Origin of the sequence: Actinoplanes sp. NPDC026670, from assembly GCF_040638175.1 — a bacterium.
Classification (GTDB): domain Bacteria; phylum Actinomycetota; class Actinomycetes; order Mycobacteriales; family Micromonosporaceae; genus Actinoplanes.
This window is the reverse complement of the sequence record NZ_JBEZXU010000073.1, coordinates 30,529-46,458: the sequence shown is the minus strand read 5'-3', so window position 1 is coordinate 46,458 and position 15,930 is coordinate 30,529. Positions and strand designations below refer to the sequence as shown.

General features: G+C 70.6%; 14 protein-coding genes. 10 read left to right on the top strand and 4 right to left on the bottom strand.

The features are described from left to right. Window positions 1-64: 64 nt before the first annotated feature. The 4 genes from AB0E94_RS43755 (at window position 65) to AB0E94_RS43740 (ending at window position 5,224) form a co-directional block, all read left to right on the top strand. Window positions 65-928 carry a sugar ABC transporter permease gene (locus tag AB0E94_RS43755; protein ID WP_360339446.1) on the top strand — a complete coding sequence of 288 codons (864 nt, stop codon included), beginning with the start codon at window positions 65-67 and terminating at the stop codon, window positions 926-928. Beyond that, on the top strand, window positions 928-1,815 hold the full coding sequence (locus tag AB0E94_RS43750) for a carbohydrate ABC transporter permease (RefSeq protein ID WP_360339443.1): 888 nt from the start codon (window positions 928-930) through the stop codon (window positions 1,813-1,815). Before AB0E94_RS43755 ends, AB0E94_RS43750 begins: the two co-directional genes overlap by 1 nt. Window positions 1,816-1,833: 18 nt before the next feature. Continuing rightward, window positions 1,834-3,168 carry a sugar ABC transporter substrate-binding protein gene (locus AB0E94_RS43745; RefSeq protein WP_360339440.1) on the top strand — a complete coding sequence of 445 codons (1,335 nt, stop codon included), beginning with the start codon at window positions 1,834-1,836 and terminating at the stop codon, window positions 3,166-3,168. A 70-nt stretch (window positions 3,169-3,238) separates the two neighbouring features. Continuing rightward, entirely contained in the window at window positions 3,239-5,224 is a 1,986-nt protein-coding gene (locus AB0E94_RS43740) for a beta-galactosidase (protein ID WP_360339437.1), read from the top strand. A gap of 42 nt (window positions 5,225-5,266) precedes the next feature. Here the strand turns inward: AB0E94_RS43740 and AB0E94_RS43735 are convergent, their stop codons facing one another. After that, window positions 5,267-6,199 (bottom strand): AbfB domain-containing protein, encoded by a 933-nt coding sequence (locus AB0E94_RS43735; protein ID WP_360339434.1) that lies wholly within the window; start codon window positions 6,197-6,199, stop codon window positions 5,267-5,269. 191 nt (window positions 6,200-6,390) lie between these two features. Between AB0E94_RS43735 and AB0E94_RS43730 the strand changes: the two genes are divergently transcribed. Then, window positions 6,391-7,443 (top strand): hypothetical protein, encoded by a 1,053-nt coding sequence (locus AB0E94_RS43730; RefSeq protein WP_360339431.1) that lies wholly within the window; start codon window positions 6,391-6,393, stop codon window positions 7,441-7,443. Then, window positions 7,440-8,054, top strand: a complete 615-nt coding sequence (locus AB0E94_RS43725; protein WP_360339428.1) for a class I SAM-dependent methyltransferase — start codon at window positions 7,440-7,442, stop codon at window positions 8,052-8,054. Before AB0E94_RS43730 ends, AB0E94_RS43725 begins: the two co-directional genes overlap by 4 nt. Here the strand turns inward: AB0E94_RS43725 and AB0E94_RS43720 are convergent. Beyond that, a complete protein-coding gene (locus tag AB0E94_RS43720) occupies window positions 8,037-9,227 on the bottom strand; it encodes a hypothetical protein (protein WP_360339425.1) in 1,191 nt (396 codons plus the stop codon). The two genes, AB0E94_RS43725 and AB0E94_RS43720, sit on opposite strands and share 18 nt — an antisense overlap. A 111-nt stretch (window positions 9,228-9,338) precedes the next feature. Between AB0E94_RS43720 and AB0E94_RS43715 the strand changes: the two genes are divergently transcribed. Genes AB0E94_RS43715 through AB0E94_RS43705 form a run of 3 tightly spaced genes read left to right on the top strand, consistent with a single transcriptional unit; the run spans window position 9,339 to window position 11,613 of the window. Beyond that, window positions 9,339-9,872, top strand: a complete 534-nt coding sequence (locus AB0E94_RS43715; RefSeq protein WP_360339422.1) for a sigma-70 family RNA polymerase sigma factor — start codon at window positions 9,339-9,341, stop codon at window positions 9,870-9,872. Continuing rightward, entirely contained in the window at window positions 9,865-10,572 is a 708-nt protein-coding gene (locus AB0E94_RS43710; protein WP_360339419.1) for a hypothetical protein, read from the top strand. The genes AB0E94_RS43715 and AB0E94_RS43710 overlap by 8 nt, the downstream gene beginning before the upstream one ends. A 39-nt stretch (window positions 10,573-10,611) precedes the next feature. Then, on the top strand, window positions 10,612-11,613 hold the full coding sequence (locus tag AB0E94_RS43705; RefSeq protein WP_360339416.1) for a glycoside hydrolase family 6 protein: 1,002 nt from the start codon (window positions 10,612-10,614) through the stop codon (window positions 11,611-11,613). A gap of 38 nt (window positions 11,614-11,651) precedes the next feature. Here the strand turns inward: AB0E94_RS43705 and AB0E94_RS43700 are convergent, their stop codons facing one another. Together AB0E94_RS43700 and AB0E94_RS43695 are read right to left on the bottom strand one after the other, a co-directional pair. Then, window positions 11,652-13,601 carry a galactose oxidase early set domain-containing protein gene (locus AB0E94_RS43700; protein WP_360339413.1) on the bottom strand — a complete coding sequence of 650 codons (1,950 nt, stop codon included), beginning with the start codon at window positions 13,599-13,601 and terminating at the stop codon, window positions 11,652-11,654. Further along, window positions 13,598-15,337 (bottom strand): cellulose synthase catalytic subunit, encoded by a 1,740-nt coding sequence (locus AB0E94_RS43695; RefSeq protein WP_360339410.1) that lies wholly within the window; start codon window positions 15,335-15,337, stop codon window positions 13,598-13,600. Before AB0E94_RS43695 ends, AB0E94_RS43700 begins: the two co-directional genes overlap by 4 nt. Window positions 15,338-15,529: 192 nt before the next feature. Here AB0E94_RS43695 and AB0E94_RS43690 point away from each other — a divergent pair, with 192 nt between their 5' ends. Then, entirely contained in the window at window positions 15,530-15,793 is a 264-nt protein-coding gene (locus AB0E94_RS43690; protein WP_360339407.1) for a hypothetical protein, read from the top strand. Window positions 15,794-15,930 lie beyond the last annotated feature (137 nt).

The following is a 15,930-nucleotide window of genomic DNA, read 5'->3' as shown; positions in this document are numbered from 1 at the left end:
GGCAGTCATGTTTACGTAAACATGACGAGCATGTTCACGTAAACATCCCACGAGGAGGGTATTGGTGACCCGGCGTTCATGGATCGGGTGGCAGTTCATCGGTCCGTTCATGGCGGTGTTCGCGCTGGTCTTTCTCGCACCGATCGGTTACTCGGTGTACCTCAGCGTGTTCCGTACCCGCCTGGTCGGCGGCACCAGCTTCGTGGGCCTGGAGAACTACACCAACGCACTGAGTGACCCGCAGCTCTGGCAGGGGGTGACCCGGGTCGGGCTGTTCCTGGCCATCCAGGTGCCGATCATGCTCGGACTGGCGCTGGTGGTGGCTCTCGCCATCGACAGCGGGCGGCTGCACGGCAAGGCCTTCTTCCGCGTCACGATCTTCATGCCGTACGCGGTGCCCGCCGTGGTCGCCACGCTCATGTGGGGCTTCATGTACAGCAACCAGTTCGGCCTGGTCGGCAACATCAATGACGCGCTGAACATCACGCTCCCCGAGCCGCTGTCCGCGAACCTCGCGCTCGCCTCCATTGGCAACATCGTGACCTGGGAATTCGTCGGCTACAACATGCTGATCTTCTACTCGGCGCTGCGTGTCGTGCCGGCCTCGCTGTACGAGTCGGCCGAGATCGACGGCGCCGGGGCGTTTCGGATCATCCGGGCGATCAAGCTGCCGGCCATCCGCGGCGCGCTGGTGATCGCCACCATCTTCTCGGTGATCGGCAGCTTCCAGTTGTTCAACGAGCCGGCCATCATGCGCCCGCTCGCGCGCAACGTGCTGACCACCGACTACACCCCCAACATGTACGCCTACACGCTGTCCTTCGCCGGCCAGCAGTACAACTACGCCGCCACGGTCGCGATCATCATGGGTGTCATCACCATGGTCGTCGCGTACGTCGTGCAGTTGCGCGGCACCAGGGAGAACTGATGACCACGACGGCTCCCGCCCCGCACAAGCCCTACCGCCGCGGCAAGCAGCGCAGCGTGCTCCTCACCCTGCTGACCTCGCTCTTCGCGATCTACAGCCTGGTCCCGTTGCTCTGGCTGGTGATCAACGCGACGAAGACGCCGGAGGGCCTGCTCAGCTCGTTCGGCCTCTGGTTCGACGACGGCGAGTTCGCTCTGTTCGACAACATCAGGCAGACCTTCACGTACCAGGACGGGGCCTTCACCCGCTGGCTGGGTAACACCCTGCTGTACGTGGTGGCCGGCGCCGGCGGTGCGACCCTGCTGGCCACTCTCGGCGGCTACGGGCTGGCCAAGTTCGACTTCGTCGGCAAGCGCGCGGTCTTCGCCACCGTGATCGGCGCGGTCGCCGTGCCGGGCACCGCGCTGGCCGTGCCCACGTTCCTCATGTTCAGCAAGCTGGGGATCACCAACACGCCCTGGTCGGTGATCATCCCGTCGCTGGTCTCGCCGTTCGGGCTCTACCTGATGTGGACCTTCTCCGCGCAGGCGGTCCCGGACGAGATGCTCGAGGCGGCCCGGATCGACGGCGCGAGCGAGTTCCGTACGTTCTTCCAGGTCTCCCTGCCGTTGCTGGCTCCCGGCGTCGTCACGGTCCTGCTCTTCACCGTGGTCGCCACCTGGAACAACTACTTCCTGCCGCTGATCATGCTGCGGGACTCGTCCTGGTATCCCCTCACCATCGGCCTCAACTCCTGGAACGACCAGGCGCAGACGGTCGGCGGCGAGGCCGTCTTCAACCTCGTCATCACCGGATCACTCATCACGATCCTGCCGCTGCTCGCGGCCTTCCTGTTCCTGCAGCGCTACTGGCAGTCAGGCCTCGCCGCAGGCAGCGTCAAAGAATGAAAATCTGAGAGGGAGACAATGGCTAGATTCATCAAGGTGGCCGCCGCGGCGACCGCCGCCATGCTGGCGATCGCCGCCTGTAGCTCCGGCAGCGACGGCGGCGCCACCGACACCCCCGCGGCCTCCGGGACCGAGGCCGACGTCGCCGCCGCGCTCGAGAAGGGCGGCAGTCTCACGGTCTGGGCCTGGGACGGCACGATCAAGGACGTCGTCGCGGGCTTCCAGAAGAAGTATCCGAACGTCAAGGTCGAACTGAACAGCGCCCTGTCCGGCGACAAGCACTACACGGCGTTGCAGAACGCGGTCGCGGCCGGCAGTGGTGGCCCCGACGTCGCGCAGGTGGAGTACTTCGCGGTGCTTCAGTTCGCCCTCGGGAAGTCGCTCGCCAACCTCAGCGGGTACGGCGCCGACAAGCTGAAGGCCGACTTCACGCCGGGCCCGTGGGCTGCGGTCACCCCGAACGGCGGCGTCTACGGGCTGCCGCTCGACTCCGGGCCGATGGCGCTGTTCTACAACAAGGAGGTCTTCGACAAGCACGGCATCGCCGTGCCGGCCACCTGGGCCGAGTACGTCGAGGCGGCCCGCAAGCTGCACACCGCCGACCCGAAGGCCTACATCACCGGGGACACCGGTGACGCCGGCTTCACCACCAGCATGATCTGGCAGGCCGGCGGCAAGCCGTACCAGGTCAGCGGCACCGACGTGACGATCAACTTCGCCGACCCGGGCGCGGCCAAGTTCACCGCCATGTGGCAGCCGATGATCACCGAGAAGCTGGTCGCGCCGATCCCGCCGTGGAGCGACGAGTGGTTCAAGGCGCTGGGCGACGGCACCATCGCCAGCCTGGTCACCGGCGCGTGGATGCCGGGCAACCTCGCCTCCGGCGCGGCTGCTGCGAGTGGCAAGTGGCGTACCGCGCCGATGCCGCAGTACGAGGCCGGCGGCAAGGCCACCGCGGAGAACGGCGGCAGCTCGCTGGGTGTCATGGACAAGTCGGCCAACAAGGCGCTGGCCTACGCGTTCGTCAGGTACGCGGCGTCGGAAGAGGGCAAGGACCTGCGGATCAAGGCGGGCGCGTTCCCGTCGACCACCAAGGACCTCACCTCGCCCGAGTTCCTCGGCACGGAGTTCCCGTACTTCGGCGGCCAGAAGGCCAACGAGATCCTCGCGGCGTCGGCGCAGGACGTGGTCAGCGGCTGGTCGTACCTGCCGTTCCAGGTCTACGCCAACAGCGTCTTCAACGACAGCGCCGGCAAGGCGTACGTCTCCGCCACCCCGCTGGCCGACAGCCTGAAGGCGTGGGGCGAGCAGTCCGCCAAGTACGGCCAAGAGCAGGGCTTCACCATCAAGTGACCCCGAGCAGAGGCCCGCGCCGCCGTCGACGGGGCGCGGGCCTCTTCTTGATATCCACCAAGGAGATCGTGTGAGTACCCCTCACCCACCCAGTTGGCTTCGCCGTACCGGGGCGCCCCGCCTGGAGTTCGGCGCCGACTACAACCCGGACCAGTGGCCGCGTGATGTCTGGGACGACGACGTACGGGCCATGCAGGCGGCCGGCGTCACCGTGGTCAGTCTCGCGATCTTCTCCTGGGCGCGGCTCGAACCTCGCGACGGCGTGTACGACTTCGCGTGGCTGGACGAGGTGATGGACCTGCTGCACGCCGGTGGCATCGCCGTCGACCTGGCCACCGCCACCGCCTCCCCGCCGCCGTGGCTGACCCGGAAGCACCCGGAGATCCTGCCGGTGACGCGGACCGGCGAGACCCTGTGGCCGGGCGGCCGTCAGCACTGGCGGCCCACCTCGCCGGTCTTCCGGGAACACGCTCTCCGGCTGGTCCGGGAGCTGGCCGTCCGCTACGCCGACCACCCGGCGCTGGTCGCCTGGCACGTCAACAACGAGCTGGGCTGCCACAACGTCTACGACTACTCGGACGACGCGGCGGCCGCCTTCCGGGTCTGGCTGCGGGCGCGCTACGGCACCGTCGAAGCGCTCAACCAGGCGTGGGCGACCGCTTTCTGGTCGCAGCGGTACGACGACTTCGAGGAGGTGCTGCCGCCCCGGCTGGCCGCCTCGTACCCGAACCCGACCCAGCAGCTGGACTTCAAGCGGTTCTCCTCGGACGCGCTCAAGGAGCACCTGCGGGCCGAGCGGGACCTGCTCCGCGAGATCACCCCGGAGGTGCCGGTCACCACGAACTTCATGGTGATGGGCGAGACGAAGGGGATGAACTTCGCCGACTGGGCCGGTGAGATCGACTTCGTCTCCAACGACCACTACGTACTGCCCGGCCCGCAGGACCGCGACGAGCTGTCGTTCTCGGCCAACCTGACCGGCAACCTCGCCGGCGGCCGTCCGTGGTTCCTGATGGAACACTCCACCAGCGCGGTCAACTGGCAGCCGGTGAACGTCGCGAAGAAGCCCGGTGAGCTGCACCGGGACTCGCTGACCCATGTGGCGCACGGCGCCGACGCGGTCTGCTACTTCCAGTGGCGGCAGTCGCGGGCCGGCGCGGAGAAGTACCACTCCGGGATGCTGCCGCACGCCGGGACCGACAGCGACCTCTTCCGGGATGTGGCCCGGCTGGGGGAGCGGCTGCGCGAGCTGGCGCCCATCGCCGGCTCGGCCCGCACCCGGGCGGCCGTCGGGATCGTCTTCGACTGGGAGTCGTGGTGGGTGTCCGAGCACGACTCGCACCCGACCGACCGGATCCGCTACCGGCAGGAGGCGCTGGACTGGTACACGGCGCTGCTCGACGCCGGGATCCGCGCGGACGTGCTGCCGGTGGGCGGCCCGCTGGAGGAGTACCGGGTGCTGATCGCCCCGATCCTGCACGTGGTTCCGGCCGCGCTGGCCGACCGGCTGCGGGACTGGGTGGCCGGCGGCGGGCACCTGGTCACCACGTACTTCTCCGGGATCGTGGACGAGAACGACCACGTCTGGCTCGGCGGCTACCCGGGGGCGTTGCGTGAGCTGCTGGGCATCCGGATCGAGGAGTTCGGTCCGCTGCTCGACCACGAGAGCGTCGAGCTGGACAACGGCACGACCGGGACCATCTGGACCGACCGGATCGACGTGACCGGCGACGGCGTCGAGGTGCTGGCCCGCTACAAGACCGGGGAGCAGGCGGAACGGGCGGCGGTCACCAGGCGGACGGTGGGTGACGGGTCGGCGGCGTACGTCTCCACCCGTCTCGGCCCGGACGGGCTCGCCGCTGTGCTGCCGGGCCTGCTCGGGCCGGCCGGGGTGAGCCGTGAGCTCCCCGCCGAGCTGGGCGGCCGGGTCGAGCTGGCGGTCCGCGGGGACCACTGGTTCCTGATCAACCGGACCGACGAGCCGGTGGACCTCGGCGCCCTGCCGGGCGCCGGGATCCTTCCGGCCCGCGGTGTGACAGTCATCCGGAACAGCTGAGAACTCCGACCGACCCCGGCCGGATGGGCCGGCCGGGGTCGGTCAGAGCGCGGACCGCGGCGTGAAGGCCGTGGCCCTCGCCGCGGTGGTCTCGACGATCTTCAGCCAGTCGTCGTCGGCGACCACGTAGTGACGCGGATAATTCGTCGACCGGAGCGCCAGTGCGGCGCCCTGCCGAATCGTCACGGGACAGAAAGTCGCGTCCTGCCGGAATAGCGCGGAGCCGTCGTTCCTGTCTAGCCGTATTTCGAAATTTCGATGACGCAGATAATACCCGGGAAAGTTTACAGATTCGAGTGAGACGCAGTCGTCGTCACCCAGTCCGGTACGCACCCGGAAGGCCGCGTCGGCGCGTTCCCCGGCGCTGCTCGACGCGCTGATCGTGTCCAGCCGGCCCCGGTAGTTGCGGTGCCGGACGCGCTCTCCGGGGCGGTCCGCCGCCGCCAGCCCGACCGTCGAACCGACGTTCAGCCGGACCGGGGCCGCTGTCGTCGGCTTGGTCGTCGTGGGGGGTTTCGTGGTGGTTCGGGTCGCCACGGGGGAGGTCGCCGGTGGCGGCGAATAGCGGCGGGTGTGGGTGGGGGGCACCGTCGTGTCGGTGGGTGACGGCTGCACGCTGACCGGCACATCACCGACGTCTGCCGAGCCCAGGGCCGGTGGGAAGCCGGGCAGGGCCTGACCGGGCAGGGCCGGGTACTCGAATTCCGCGGCGACCGGCTCGGGTTTTCGCGAGGCGTCCAGGATCACGGCTATCGCCGCGGTGGCCGCGCAGGCGAGACAGAGGGCGGCGGCGAGGACGAGGCGGGGCCGCATCGTCCCCTCGCCGCGCAGGCGGGGGAAGGAGTCGCGGTAGTGGGGGGCATTGGCGTGGGGGTGTGCGGTGGGCCGGATCGGTCCGGCGGGATTGCCGCCCGGTGAATAGGGCGGAATCCAGCCGCCGACCCGCAGACCGTTACGGGCGTCGTCTTCCGGCATCAATTTCGCTTCCGTGGGGGATCGTTCACACAGAATCACTTAAGGATTCGATAAGGATCTACACGCTCGGGGCATCTGAGGGCAAGAGGTAACGATGTCCCAATTTGTTGGGAGCGCTCCAATCGAACCGAACGGGCCTCACGTACGTACCACCGCCGTGGAGTCCTGCCGTGCGCTTCGAGGAGAGCAACGTGGACAGTTCTGCCGTCTTTGACACCGACAGCCCGGCCGACAACGAGCCGGGGGTCATCGAGCTCGTCATCACGAGCCCCGACGCCGTGCCGAACCTGCCCGACATCTCCGAGTTCTGGCCGGACGCGCCGCACAAGACCGGGCCGCCCGCCGACCACTACGAGCCGGAGGGCGCCGAGGCCGTCCGCACCGATCCGGCCTGGATGCCCCGCGCCTCGCAGCGGCCCACCGTGGAGCTCCACCTCGCCGAGACCCGGACCCGCCGCGCCTCCCGCAAGCCGGTCCTGGTGCTGGCGGCCGTGGTGCTGGCCGCCGCCGGGCTCGCGTTCTACGCCACCCGGCCCACCGAGCCGACCGCCGGGCCGGTGCTGACCGTCCCGACCGAGACCGCCCCCGGCGAGGCCCCAGCCGGGCAGCCACCGGTCTCCATCGAGACCAGCGCGCCCGTCACGCCGGCGCCCGAGTCGGCCACCCTGGAACTCGCCGACGGCACCACCGCCCTCGACGTGCGGATCGGCGACACCGGCGACAACTGGTACCGGGTGAGCAGCCCGATCGGCAGCGGCATCACCACCCGGACCGAGGAGCAGGACGGCACGGTACGGATCTTCGTCAAGGACAGCACCGACCCCGGAACCGCCGAGGTGAACGTGCTGCTCAGCGCGGACGTCACCTGGTCGTTCCGGATGAGCGGCGGGGTCCGTACCGCCGTGATCGATCTGACCGGGGCGAAGGTCGGCCGGGTCGACCTGATCGGTGGCGCGGCCGAGATCGTCCTGGCCCTGCCCCGGCAGGACGCGGTGGTGCCGATCTCGATGACCGGAGGCGTCCGGGACTGGCAGGTCAGCACCGGCGGCCGGGTCCCGGTCCAGGCTGTCCTGGACGAGGGCGCCGGCGTGGTCGATCTCTACGGCGACCGGCGGCAGGGCGTGAACAAGGGCAGCCGGTTCACCGCGGGCAGCGGCGACGGCGGCATCGACCTGGTGGCCGAGAAGGGCGTGGGCACCCTGATCGTGAGCGAGACGCCGGACGAGGGCACAATTCCGGAGTGACACGAGCAGCAGGCGACGCCGTACCGCCCGGGACCTCCGTCTCCCTGGACCACTTCATCGGGCTCTACGAGGCCAAGGACGACCCGTGGGACGTCGCCACCAAGTGGCACGACCGCCGCAAGTTCGCCGTCACCGTGGCCAGCCTGCCGCGCGAACGGTACCGCCGCTGCTACGAGCCGGGCGCGTCGGTCGGCACGCTCAGCCGGCTGCTCGCCGGGCGCTGCGACGAGGTGCTCACCACCGACAGCGTCCCGGAGGCCGTCGAGCTGGCCCGGCAGAACACCGCCGACCTGCCCAACGTGCGGGTCGAGCGGGCCGAGCTGCCGGCCGACCTGCCGGACGGCGTCTTCGACCTGGTGGTCATCGGCGACCTGCTCTACTACCTGTCCGGCGCCGACCTGCGGGCCACCCTGGACGGGCTGACCGACCGGCTGGAGCCGGGCGGCGACCTGGTCTCGGTGCACTTCCGCGACCGGGAGAACGGCGGCAGCTACGACGGCTTCAACGCGCACGCCGAGCTGCTGGCCACCGCCGGGCTGGAGCACGTCGTGCACCACGAGGACGAGTGGTTCGTGCTGGACGTCCTGAGGCGCTCACACGACGTGGCGTAAGGCGGTCAGGCCGGGCACCGCCACCTCGCCGGAGCGCACGCCGGTGGATGCGTCCAGCCAGGTCACCCGGCCGGTCCCGCCCGCGTAGACGCGCCGGCCGTCCCGGCTCAGGGCCAGCCCGCGCACCGGGCCCGGCAGCTCCCACCGGCCGCCCGCCCGCCCCGAGGTACGGTCCAGCACGGTGACCCCGCCCGCCCCGACCAGGATCCGGTTGTCCGCGGTGAGCGCCAGCGCGGCCGCCGAACCGGCCACCGGCGGCACGTCCACCACCCGTTCGATCGACAGCGCCGACGGGCTCGCGTAGGCGAGCTTCCCCGAGTTCAGGTCGGCGACGAACAGGGTGCGGCCATCCGCGGCGAGGGCGTGTCCGGCGGCCGGTCCCTCGCCGAACGGATGCGGAAGATCGAGGCAGTACGCCCACCGCTCGATCAGATGCAGCACGTGGACGAAGGCGTGCGCGTTCCCCGGCCGGCCGGACAGCAGGTCGCGGGTGTGCCGATGGCCGGGCTGGTGGGTGTAGAGCGTGAACAGCATGGTCCGGTCGGCGGACAGCACCGCCTGCCGCCCGTCACCGCGCATCTCCTCCTCGGCGCCCGGCGGCACCGGCGTCTTGTCCCTGGTGTTCAGTGGCTGCACCGCGCCGGTGGCCAGGTCGAGCAGCCGCACCCGGTAGTGGTCGGGCGCCGTCGCGGGCAGCCACTCCAGCACGAACAGGCCGCTGCCGTCGGAGGTGAACGCGTCGGGTTCGATCACTCCGGCCAGGTCCCGTTCGGACGTCCCGCCCGGCCCGGTGATCAGCAGCCGGGTCCGGGCGCGCGCGGCAGGCCGGTCGGAGGCCCCCGTCCGGCTCAGCGCGCACGCCCGGCCGTCTGCGGAGACGACCCGCGGGATCCAGCCGTCGCCCAGCGCCGTGTTCCGCAGCGCCGCCCCGCTCGCCGGATCGACCTGGTCCAGCCCGCCGGGCCGGGCCGCGTACAGGTAGCTGCCGTCGAACGTGGCCGCGGCCGGGCCGAGCACCTGCTCCCCGCCGGGCGCGAGGCGCAGCAGCCCGCGGTCGGAGTCGGCCAGCAGCACGTCCGGCGCGGTGGCGGCGGAGGCGGTGGTGTTCTCCCGGCAGCCCCCGAGCACGAGAGCCGATCCGGCGAGCAGCAGAAGGTTCCGGCGAGTCGTCATACCGGGGTGACACCGCCCGGCCGGTCGAGGTTCCGGGAACCGGCAAGGATCGGGCGGTGTCTCTAGGGTGTCGGCGGAGGGGGAGCGGACATCGACATCGACGAGGCGGCCGTGGTGGCCCGGGCCCGGGACGGCGACCTGGACGCGTACGGGGTTCTGGTGGCCCGGTTCACCGCGCCCGCACAACGTGCAGCCACCCTGCTGGGCGCCGGCGCGGACGCGGACGACGTGGTGCAGGAGGCGTTCGTGAAGGCGTACCGGCAGCTGGGCCGGTTCCGGGGCGACGCCGGGTTCAAGTCGTGGCTGCTGGCCATCGTGGCGAACGAGACCAGGAACCTGGTGCGGTCCCGGCGCCGGCGGGAGGGGCTGTGGCTGCGTGCCGCGGTCCGCGAGGACCCGCTGCGGTTCGAGCCCGACCCGGCCGAGTCGGCGATGGCCGGCGAACGGCGCAGGCTGCTGATCGAGCAGTTGCGCGTCCTCGACGACCGGGATCGTGAGGTGCTGCTCTGCCGCTACCTGCTCGACCTGTCCGAGGCGGAGACCGCGGTCACGCTCGGGCTGCCGAAGGGGACCGTCAAGTCACGGACCGCGCGGGCGCTGGCCCGGCTGCGGGACCGGATGCCGCAGGGGGTGACCGGTGCCTGACCATGAGGACCTGATCGCCGAGTTGCGTGAGCTCGGGGCCCGTCTGGCCGTACCGCCGGAGATCGATCTGCGAAACGCGGTGCGGGAGCGCCTCGCGACGCCCGCGCCGAGGCCGCGTCGCGCCCGGTGGTGGGTGACGGCGGTGGCGGCCGCGCTGATCGCGGCGGTCGCGGCGGTCGCGCCGGCCCGGGCCGCGGTGGTCGAGGTGGTCGGCGACCTGCTGCGGATCGCCGGTGTGGAGGTACGCCGTGAGCCGCCCCGCCAGACCCTGCCGGCCACGCCGAGCCCGCTGCCGACGGCGACCGCCGACGCCGGATTCCCGGTGGGCGTCCCGGCCGGACTGGGCGAACCGGACGAGATCCAGCGCTCCGATCCGGACCGGGACGGCCGCCCGCGCGTGGTGACGCTGATCTACCGGGGTGGCGCGGTGCGGCTGGACGAGTTCGACGGACAGCTGGACACCACGTTCTTCAAGACCGCCCCGGACGCCCGTTTCGTCGAACTGCCCGGCAGCACCGGCGCGGCCTGGCTGCCCGGCCCGCATCCGGTGACCTACGTCGGCCGCGACGGGGTGGAACGGACCGAGACCGCCCGGCTGGCCGGGCCGACCCTGATCTGGACGACCGGAACCGTCACCTACCGGTTGGAGGGAATTCCGACACTCGAAGAGGCGATTGCGGTGGCACGCTCGGTGCGCTGAGGCTCGATCGGGTATGCGCGGTCGGTACCGTTCGTCCGGATGAGAAGCCTTCCCGTACTCGGTTGCCTGGTGACGATCGCCGTTCTGGGCGGCTGCACCTCCGCTCCGCCCGGGCCCGCCCCGGCCCCGCCGGCCTCGCCGTCGCCGACCGATTCCGGCGTGTTCTACGTGGAGCCGGAAGCGCCGGCGGTCAAGCAGGTCAGAGCCTGGCAGGCGCAGGGACGCACAGCGGACGCGGAAGCGCTGCGCCGGATCGCCGACGAGCCGAACGCGGTCTGGTTCGCCGACGGCAAACCCGGCTACCTGGACCGGGCCCGCCGGCTGATCACCGCGGCCGGGACCGCCGGGCGCACCGCGGTGCTGGTGCCCTACTGGGTGCCGGAACGGGACTGCGGCGGCCACTCGGGTGGCGGCGCGCCCGACGCCGCGGCCTACCGGACCTGGATCAACGGCCTCGCCGAGGTGGTCAGCGGGCGGCCGGTGATCGTCGTCCTGGAACCGGACGCGGTCCCGCACGTGCTGGACGAGTGCGTCTCCGGGCCGGCCGCGCAGGAGCGGCTCACCCTGCTGCGCGAGGCGATCGAGACGTTCAAGCGAGGCTCCGGCGCACGGGTCTACCTGGACGCCGGCAACCCCGGCTGGATCAAGGACACCGACCGGGTGGCCGCGGCGCTGGAGGAGGCCGGGGTGCACGACGCCGACGGGTTCAGCCTCAACGTGGCCAATTTCAAGACCACCGAGGACAACATCGCCTACGGTACGGCCATCTCCGACCGCCTAGGCGGGAAGCCGTTCGTCATCGACACCAGCCGCAACGGCAACGGGCCGGCCCCGGACGGCGGGCCCGGCTCGGACGGGCACTGGTGCAACCCGCCGGGGCGTGCGCTCGGGCCGGCGCCGACCGAGGACACCGGCACACCCCGGGTGGACGCGTACCTGTGGGTGAAACGGCCCGGTGAGTCCGACGGGGCGTGCACCCCCGATGCCCCGCCGGCCGGTCAGTGGTGGCCCGAGTACGCGCTGGGGCTGGCCACCAACTGAAACCCGGCTGCTGAACCCGACGGCCGGCCGGACCTCTTTCAGGCGACGCGCACCCAGCGTGCCTTCGAGGGCAGGCCCTGGCCGTCGGTCAGGAACAGCATGTACCAGCCGGACGGGACCAGGCCGGGCTCGTCCGGGACGGTCACCGTCACACCGCCGGGGGTCCGCCGTACCCCCAGCTCGATCGACCGTTGATCGACGTCGGTGCCGTGGGTGACCGCGCTGGGCCGGACCAGCCGGGCCCCGGTGATCCGGTCGGCGTCCGCCGTCGCGTAGGCGGCGGTGCGCCCGCGCTTGACGGTCCGCGGCCCGCCGCCGACGACCGGCTGCTCGCCCCGGAACAGGTACGGCGGACTGTAGATCTCGATCCGCTGCTCGAACTTCCCCGGATTCGTCCCGGTGGTGTCGTAGATCGGGTCGCTGCCCAGGGTGACCACCCGCCCGTCCGGCAGCAGCAGCGCCTCGGAGTGGTAGTTGCGGCCCACCGTCGGCGCGGCCGCCTCGTGGAACATCTCCCGACGCGGGTCGTAGAGGTGCGCGGCGAGCAGGTCGCTGCGGTTCCTCCCCTGGTACGGCCCACCCCGGTACCCGGACGAGCCGCCGGTGGTGAACACGGTGTCGTCGGGCAGCACCACGGTGCTCAGGTATCGGGCCGGCGCGGGCAGGTCGGGTCCCGGCCGGTAGCGCGGCTGTTTCTCGCCGAGGTCGGCGATCGCGGTCCGGGCGGTGGAGACCGGCGAGTCGCCGACCTCGCCACCACCCAGGATCATCACTTTCTGGTCCTGGGCCGGCGGCAGCAGCACCGACGCGCTGGTCTCGGTCATCCCCGGGTCCTCCAGGCCGGGCACGATCTGGAACTTGTTCTTCTCGACGTCCCACAACCCGGGGGTACGGCCCTCGGTGTCCGAGCCGTAGCCGGCGTTCGAGCCGGAGAAGAACAACCGCTCGTCCTGGGTGAGGAACAGCGCCGGATAGGTGGGGAAGACCCGCTGCAACTCGGGCGCGGCCACCCACCGGCGCTGGGCCACCTTGTAGCGCTCGTTGACACCGGGCAGCATCCGGCCGAACTCGTCCAGTCCGGACACCGCCAGGACGTCGCCGTTCGGCATCGTCGACAGGGTCGGGTACCAGCGGTGCTCGGTCATGTCGCCGGTGCGGACATAGCGCTCGGCGACCGGGTCGAACTCGTAGGAGGTCCGGTCGCCGCCGTACTCCTGCTTCTCGCGGGTGATCTTGTCGGCGATGCCGTACAGGTTGCGGGTGTCGGCGCCGGTCAGGCCGGCGATCGCGTACTGGGCCGGTTGCTCGACGATTGGGGCGTCGCCCTCGTCGGCCGCGTCCACCCACACCTCGGTCTCGCCGGCGTGCACCATCGTCTGGCCGCCGTGCGACATCTTGGCCGCGGCCGGCACGGTCACCTCGGCCCGGGTCAGGTAGGCGCGGCCGTTGCCGCCGAGCAACCGGGTGCCCTTCGGGAAGGTGCGCGAGCCGTTGTCCGGCGACTCGTTCTTGATCTTCATGACGCCGGCCGCGTGCTTGATGTCGGCTTCCAGCACCTCGTACGACTTGGTGCCGCCGGCGACCAGCAGATTGCCGTTCGGCAGGAACGTGTGTCCGCCGCAGAACAGGTCGGTCGGGGTCGGGACGTCCTTGAAGTCGTCGGTGCGCGGATCCCACAGGATCGTCCGGAACGTGCCGGCGTCGAAGTTCTCCCGGTTGTTGCCGGACCCGGCGACGATCAGCACCTTTCCGGTACGCAGCAGGGCCGCGTGGATGGCGTTGATCCGGAACTTCGCCGGCACGCCGAGCAGCGACCAGTGGCCGAACTGCTGCTTGTAGGAGAGCCGGTTGATGCTGAACTCGTGGAACCGCTCGGCGGCGAACACCACGATCGGCTTGTTCACCACGGCCACCGCCGCCATCAGAGGCAGCGACACCGCCATGGTGACCAGCCGGCGCGCGATGGTGGGACGTCGTCGCGTACTCATGCCGCGATTTCCATGACTATCGGTTCCTTGTCGTCTTCGGTGACGGCTTGTGGGGGAGTGCGGCCGAGCGCCTGCAGCGCCCAGATCGCCGGCGGGGTCAGGCAGAGGGCCAGGTTGAGCGAAGGCCACAGCCACATGAACCCGTGCGCGTGGCCGGTCACCGCGGCCACCGCCAGCAGGGCGGCGTAGAAGACCGCCCACCGCAGATGGGTACGGAAGGTGAGCAGCCGGTCCGGGCTGGCCGAGTCACCCTTCGGCGTCACCACGAAACCGGCCCGCCGCCGGAGCACGGCCTGCACGAACGAGGTGACGTAGATCGGCGCGCACAGGGTGGACAGCAGCATGCCGGCCAGCCCCGACGAACCGGCTGCCTCGTGCGGGCTGACGTTGTGCCGCCGGTTCCACAGGTAGAGGCCGACCTGGAAGAGGGCGGCGTCCACGTACAGCATCAGCCAGACCTGCTGCGGCACCTGGACCCCCTGCACGCCGAGCAGCACGTGCAGGGCCGCGGTGGCCGCGCCGAGCAGCCAGGCCAGGGCGGTCAGCGGGTAGTACGCCATGAGCAGCGAGTAGTGCACGGTCCGCAGGAACCCGAGCCGCCGGACCATCCGGGCGAACCCGGCCACGAACACCTCGTCGGTGCCCCGGGACCAGCGGTGCTGCTGGCTGAAGTAGTCGGTCCACGAGGACGGTCCCTCACCGACGGCCAGCACGTCAGGCGTGTAGACGGACCGCCAGCGGCGGCCGGTCGCCGGGTTGCGGCGGGCGTGCTGGGCGAGGCTGGTGGCCATGTCCTCGGTGATCGAGTCCTGGAGGCCGCCGATCGACCGGAGCGCCTCGATGCGTACCGCGTTGTTGGTGCCGACCAGCATCGGGATGCCGAGCCGGTTGCCGGCCCGCTGGAGCAGCGAGTGGAACAGGTACTGCTGCGACTCGGCCCAGCGGGTGATCACGTTGTCGTAGTTGCCGTAGATCTGCGGGCCGATCACGAAGGCCACGTCCGGGTCCCGGAAGTAGCCGAGGAGCCGCTCGCAGAAGTTCGGCAGCGGCACGTGGTCCGGGTCGACCGAGACGAACACGTCGTACCGGCTGCCGTGCCGATCCATCCACGAGTTGTAGTTGCCGTGCTTGGTCTTCGCCTTGAACGCGCCGGACGGGGTGTTCCAGTCCGGCGCGCCCTTGCGGGTGAAGTGGTACGCGCCCACCCGCCGGCACATCCGCTTGACCTCGGGGTCGTCGCCCTCGTCGAGCAGCCACACGTCGAACCGGCCGGAGTGCCGGATCCGCATGGCGGCCCGCAGCGTCTTCTCGACCATCTCGATCGGCTCCTTGCCGGGGACGATCGTGGTCAGGAACGCCACGCGCAGCCGCTCGTCCGGCGGCACCGGCACCGGATCGCGGGCCTGGAGCGTGGCCAGGCACAGGGTCACCACGTTGACCAGACGGAACAGCTCGATCAGGGCGATCGCGCCGATCATGAACGCGGTGGCCAGGAACAGCCCGGTCTGCATCCGCCGGTCGGGCAGCTCGACCGAGGAGAGCAGCCACCCGAAGAAGGTGGCTTCGAAGGCGAACGCGAACGCCGCGATCAGCACCGAGCGGATCGGGCGGCGACGCGACAGCGGACGCAACCGGACCCGGTAGTCGTCGCCTTCCGGGGCGGGTTCGGCGTCACCGGCGAGCCGGCTGAAGCCGTGGTAATCCGGCAGACGGGATACAGCACTCTTTCCGGGCACCAAGGCAAGATAGCGAGAATTCGTAAAATCCGGGCATACCGTGTACCTCGATCGTGTCGTGTCATAGCGGTCGGAGGCCCGGAACTTCGTTGCGGTCAGTGACAGAAAACGTCGAACCGACACGCCCTGTGATCCGTTCTCTCTGTCAGGCGGGGCACGAACGCCCCGCGACGACCCGACAAGGCGGTGGCGATGCTGATCCTGTCCCTGCTCATCCTGGTCCTGGCCGCCGCCTGCGTGCTCGCGGTGCGTGGGGTGCGTGCGGACGCTTCTGCCGAGGCGGAGCCGCTGGCCGTTCCGGAGGCGCTGTTCGCCCCGGAGAGCCTCGAAGGAGTGCTCTGCGCTCAGCTCATGGACGGTGAGATCACCCGGCGGCAGTACGTGCGCTCGATGGCCGGCATTGCTGCGCGTGACGAGGAGCGTCACCCGCTGACCGTGCCCGGCTACGACGACTGAGTTTCCGCAGCACAACCGGCCCGGCCTCGCATCTGTGCGGGGCCGGGCTTTTTCGTGCCCGTCGCTTGACAGCATGTCATCGATGATTGCTAATGGAAACACTGTTTCGGAGAGTGTTACGGCTGACCACTGGAGGT

What these genes read in the sequence shown, in the direction of transcription:
- AB0E94_RS43750 (WP_360339443.1), top strand. Translation starts at nt 928, where the DNA reads ATGACCACGACGGCTCCCGCCCCGCACAAGCCCTACCGCCGCGGCAAG.
- AB0E94_RS43745 (WP_360339440.1), top strand. Translation starts at nt 1,834, where the DNA reads ATGGCTAGATTCATCAAGGTGGCCGCCGCGGCGACCGCCGCCATGCTG.
- AB0E94_RS43735 (WP_360339434.1), bottom strand. Translation starts at nt 6,199, where the DNA reads ATGCCGGAAGACGACGCCCGTAACGGTCTGCGGGTCGGCGGCTGGATT.
- AB0E94_RS43720 (WP_360339425.1), bottom strand. Translation starts at nt 9,227, where the DNA reads ATGACGACTCGCCGGAACCTTCTGCTGCTCGCCGGATCGGCTCTCGTG.
- AB0E94_RS43705 (WP_360339416.1), top strand. Translation starts at nt 10,612, where the DNA reads ATGAGAAGCCTTCCCGTACTCGGTTGCCTGGTGACGATCGCCGTTCTG.
- AB0E94_RS43700 (WP_360339413.1), bottom strand. Translation starts at nt 13,601, where the DNA reads ATGAGTACGCGACGACGTCCCACCATCGCGCGCCGGCTGGTCACCATG.
- AB0E94_RS43690 (WP_360339407.1), top strand. Translation starts at nt 15,530, where the DNA reads ATGCTGATCCTGTCCCTGCTCATCCTGGTCCTGGCCGCCGCCTGCGTG.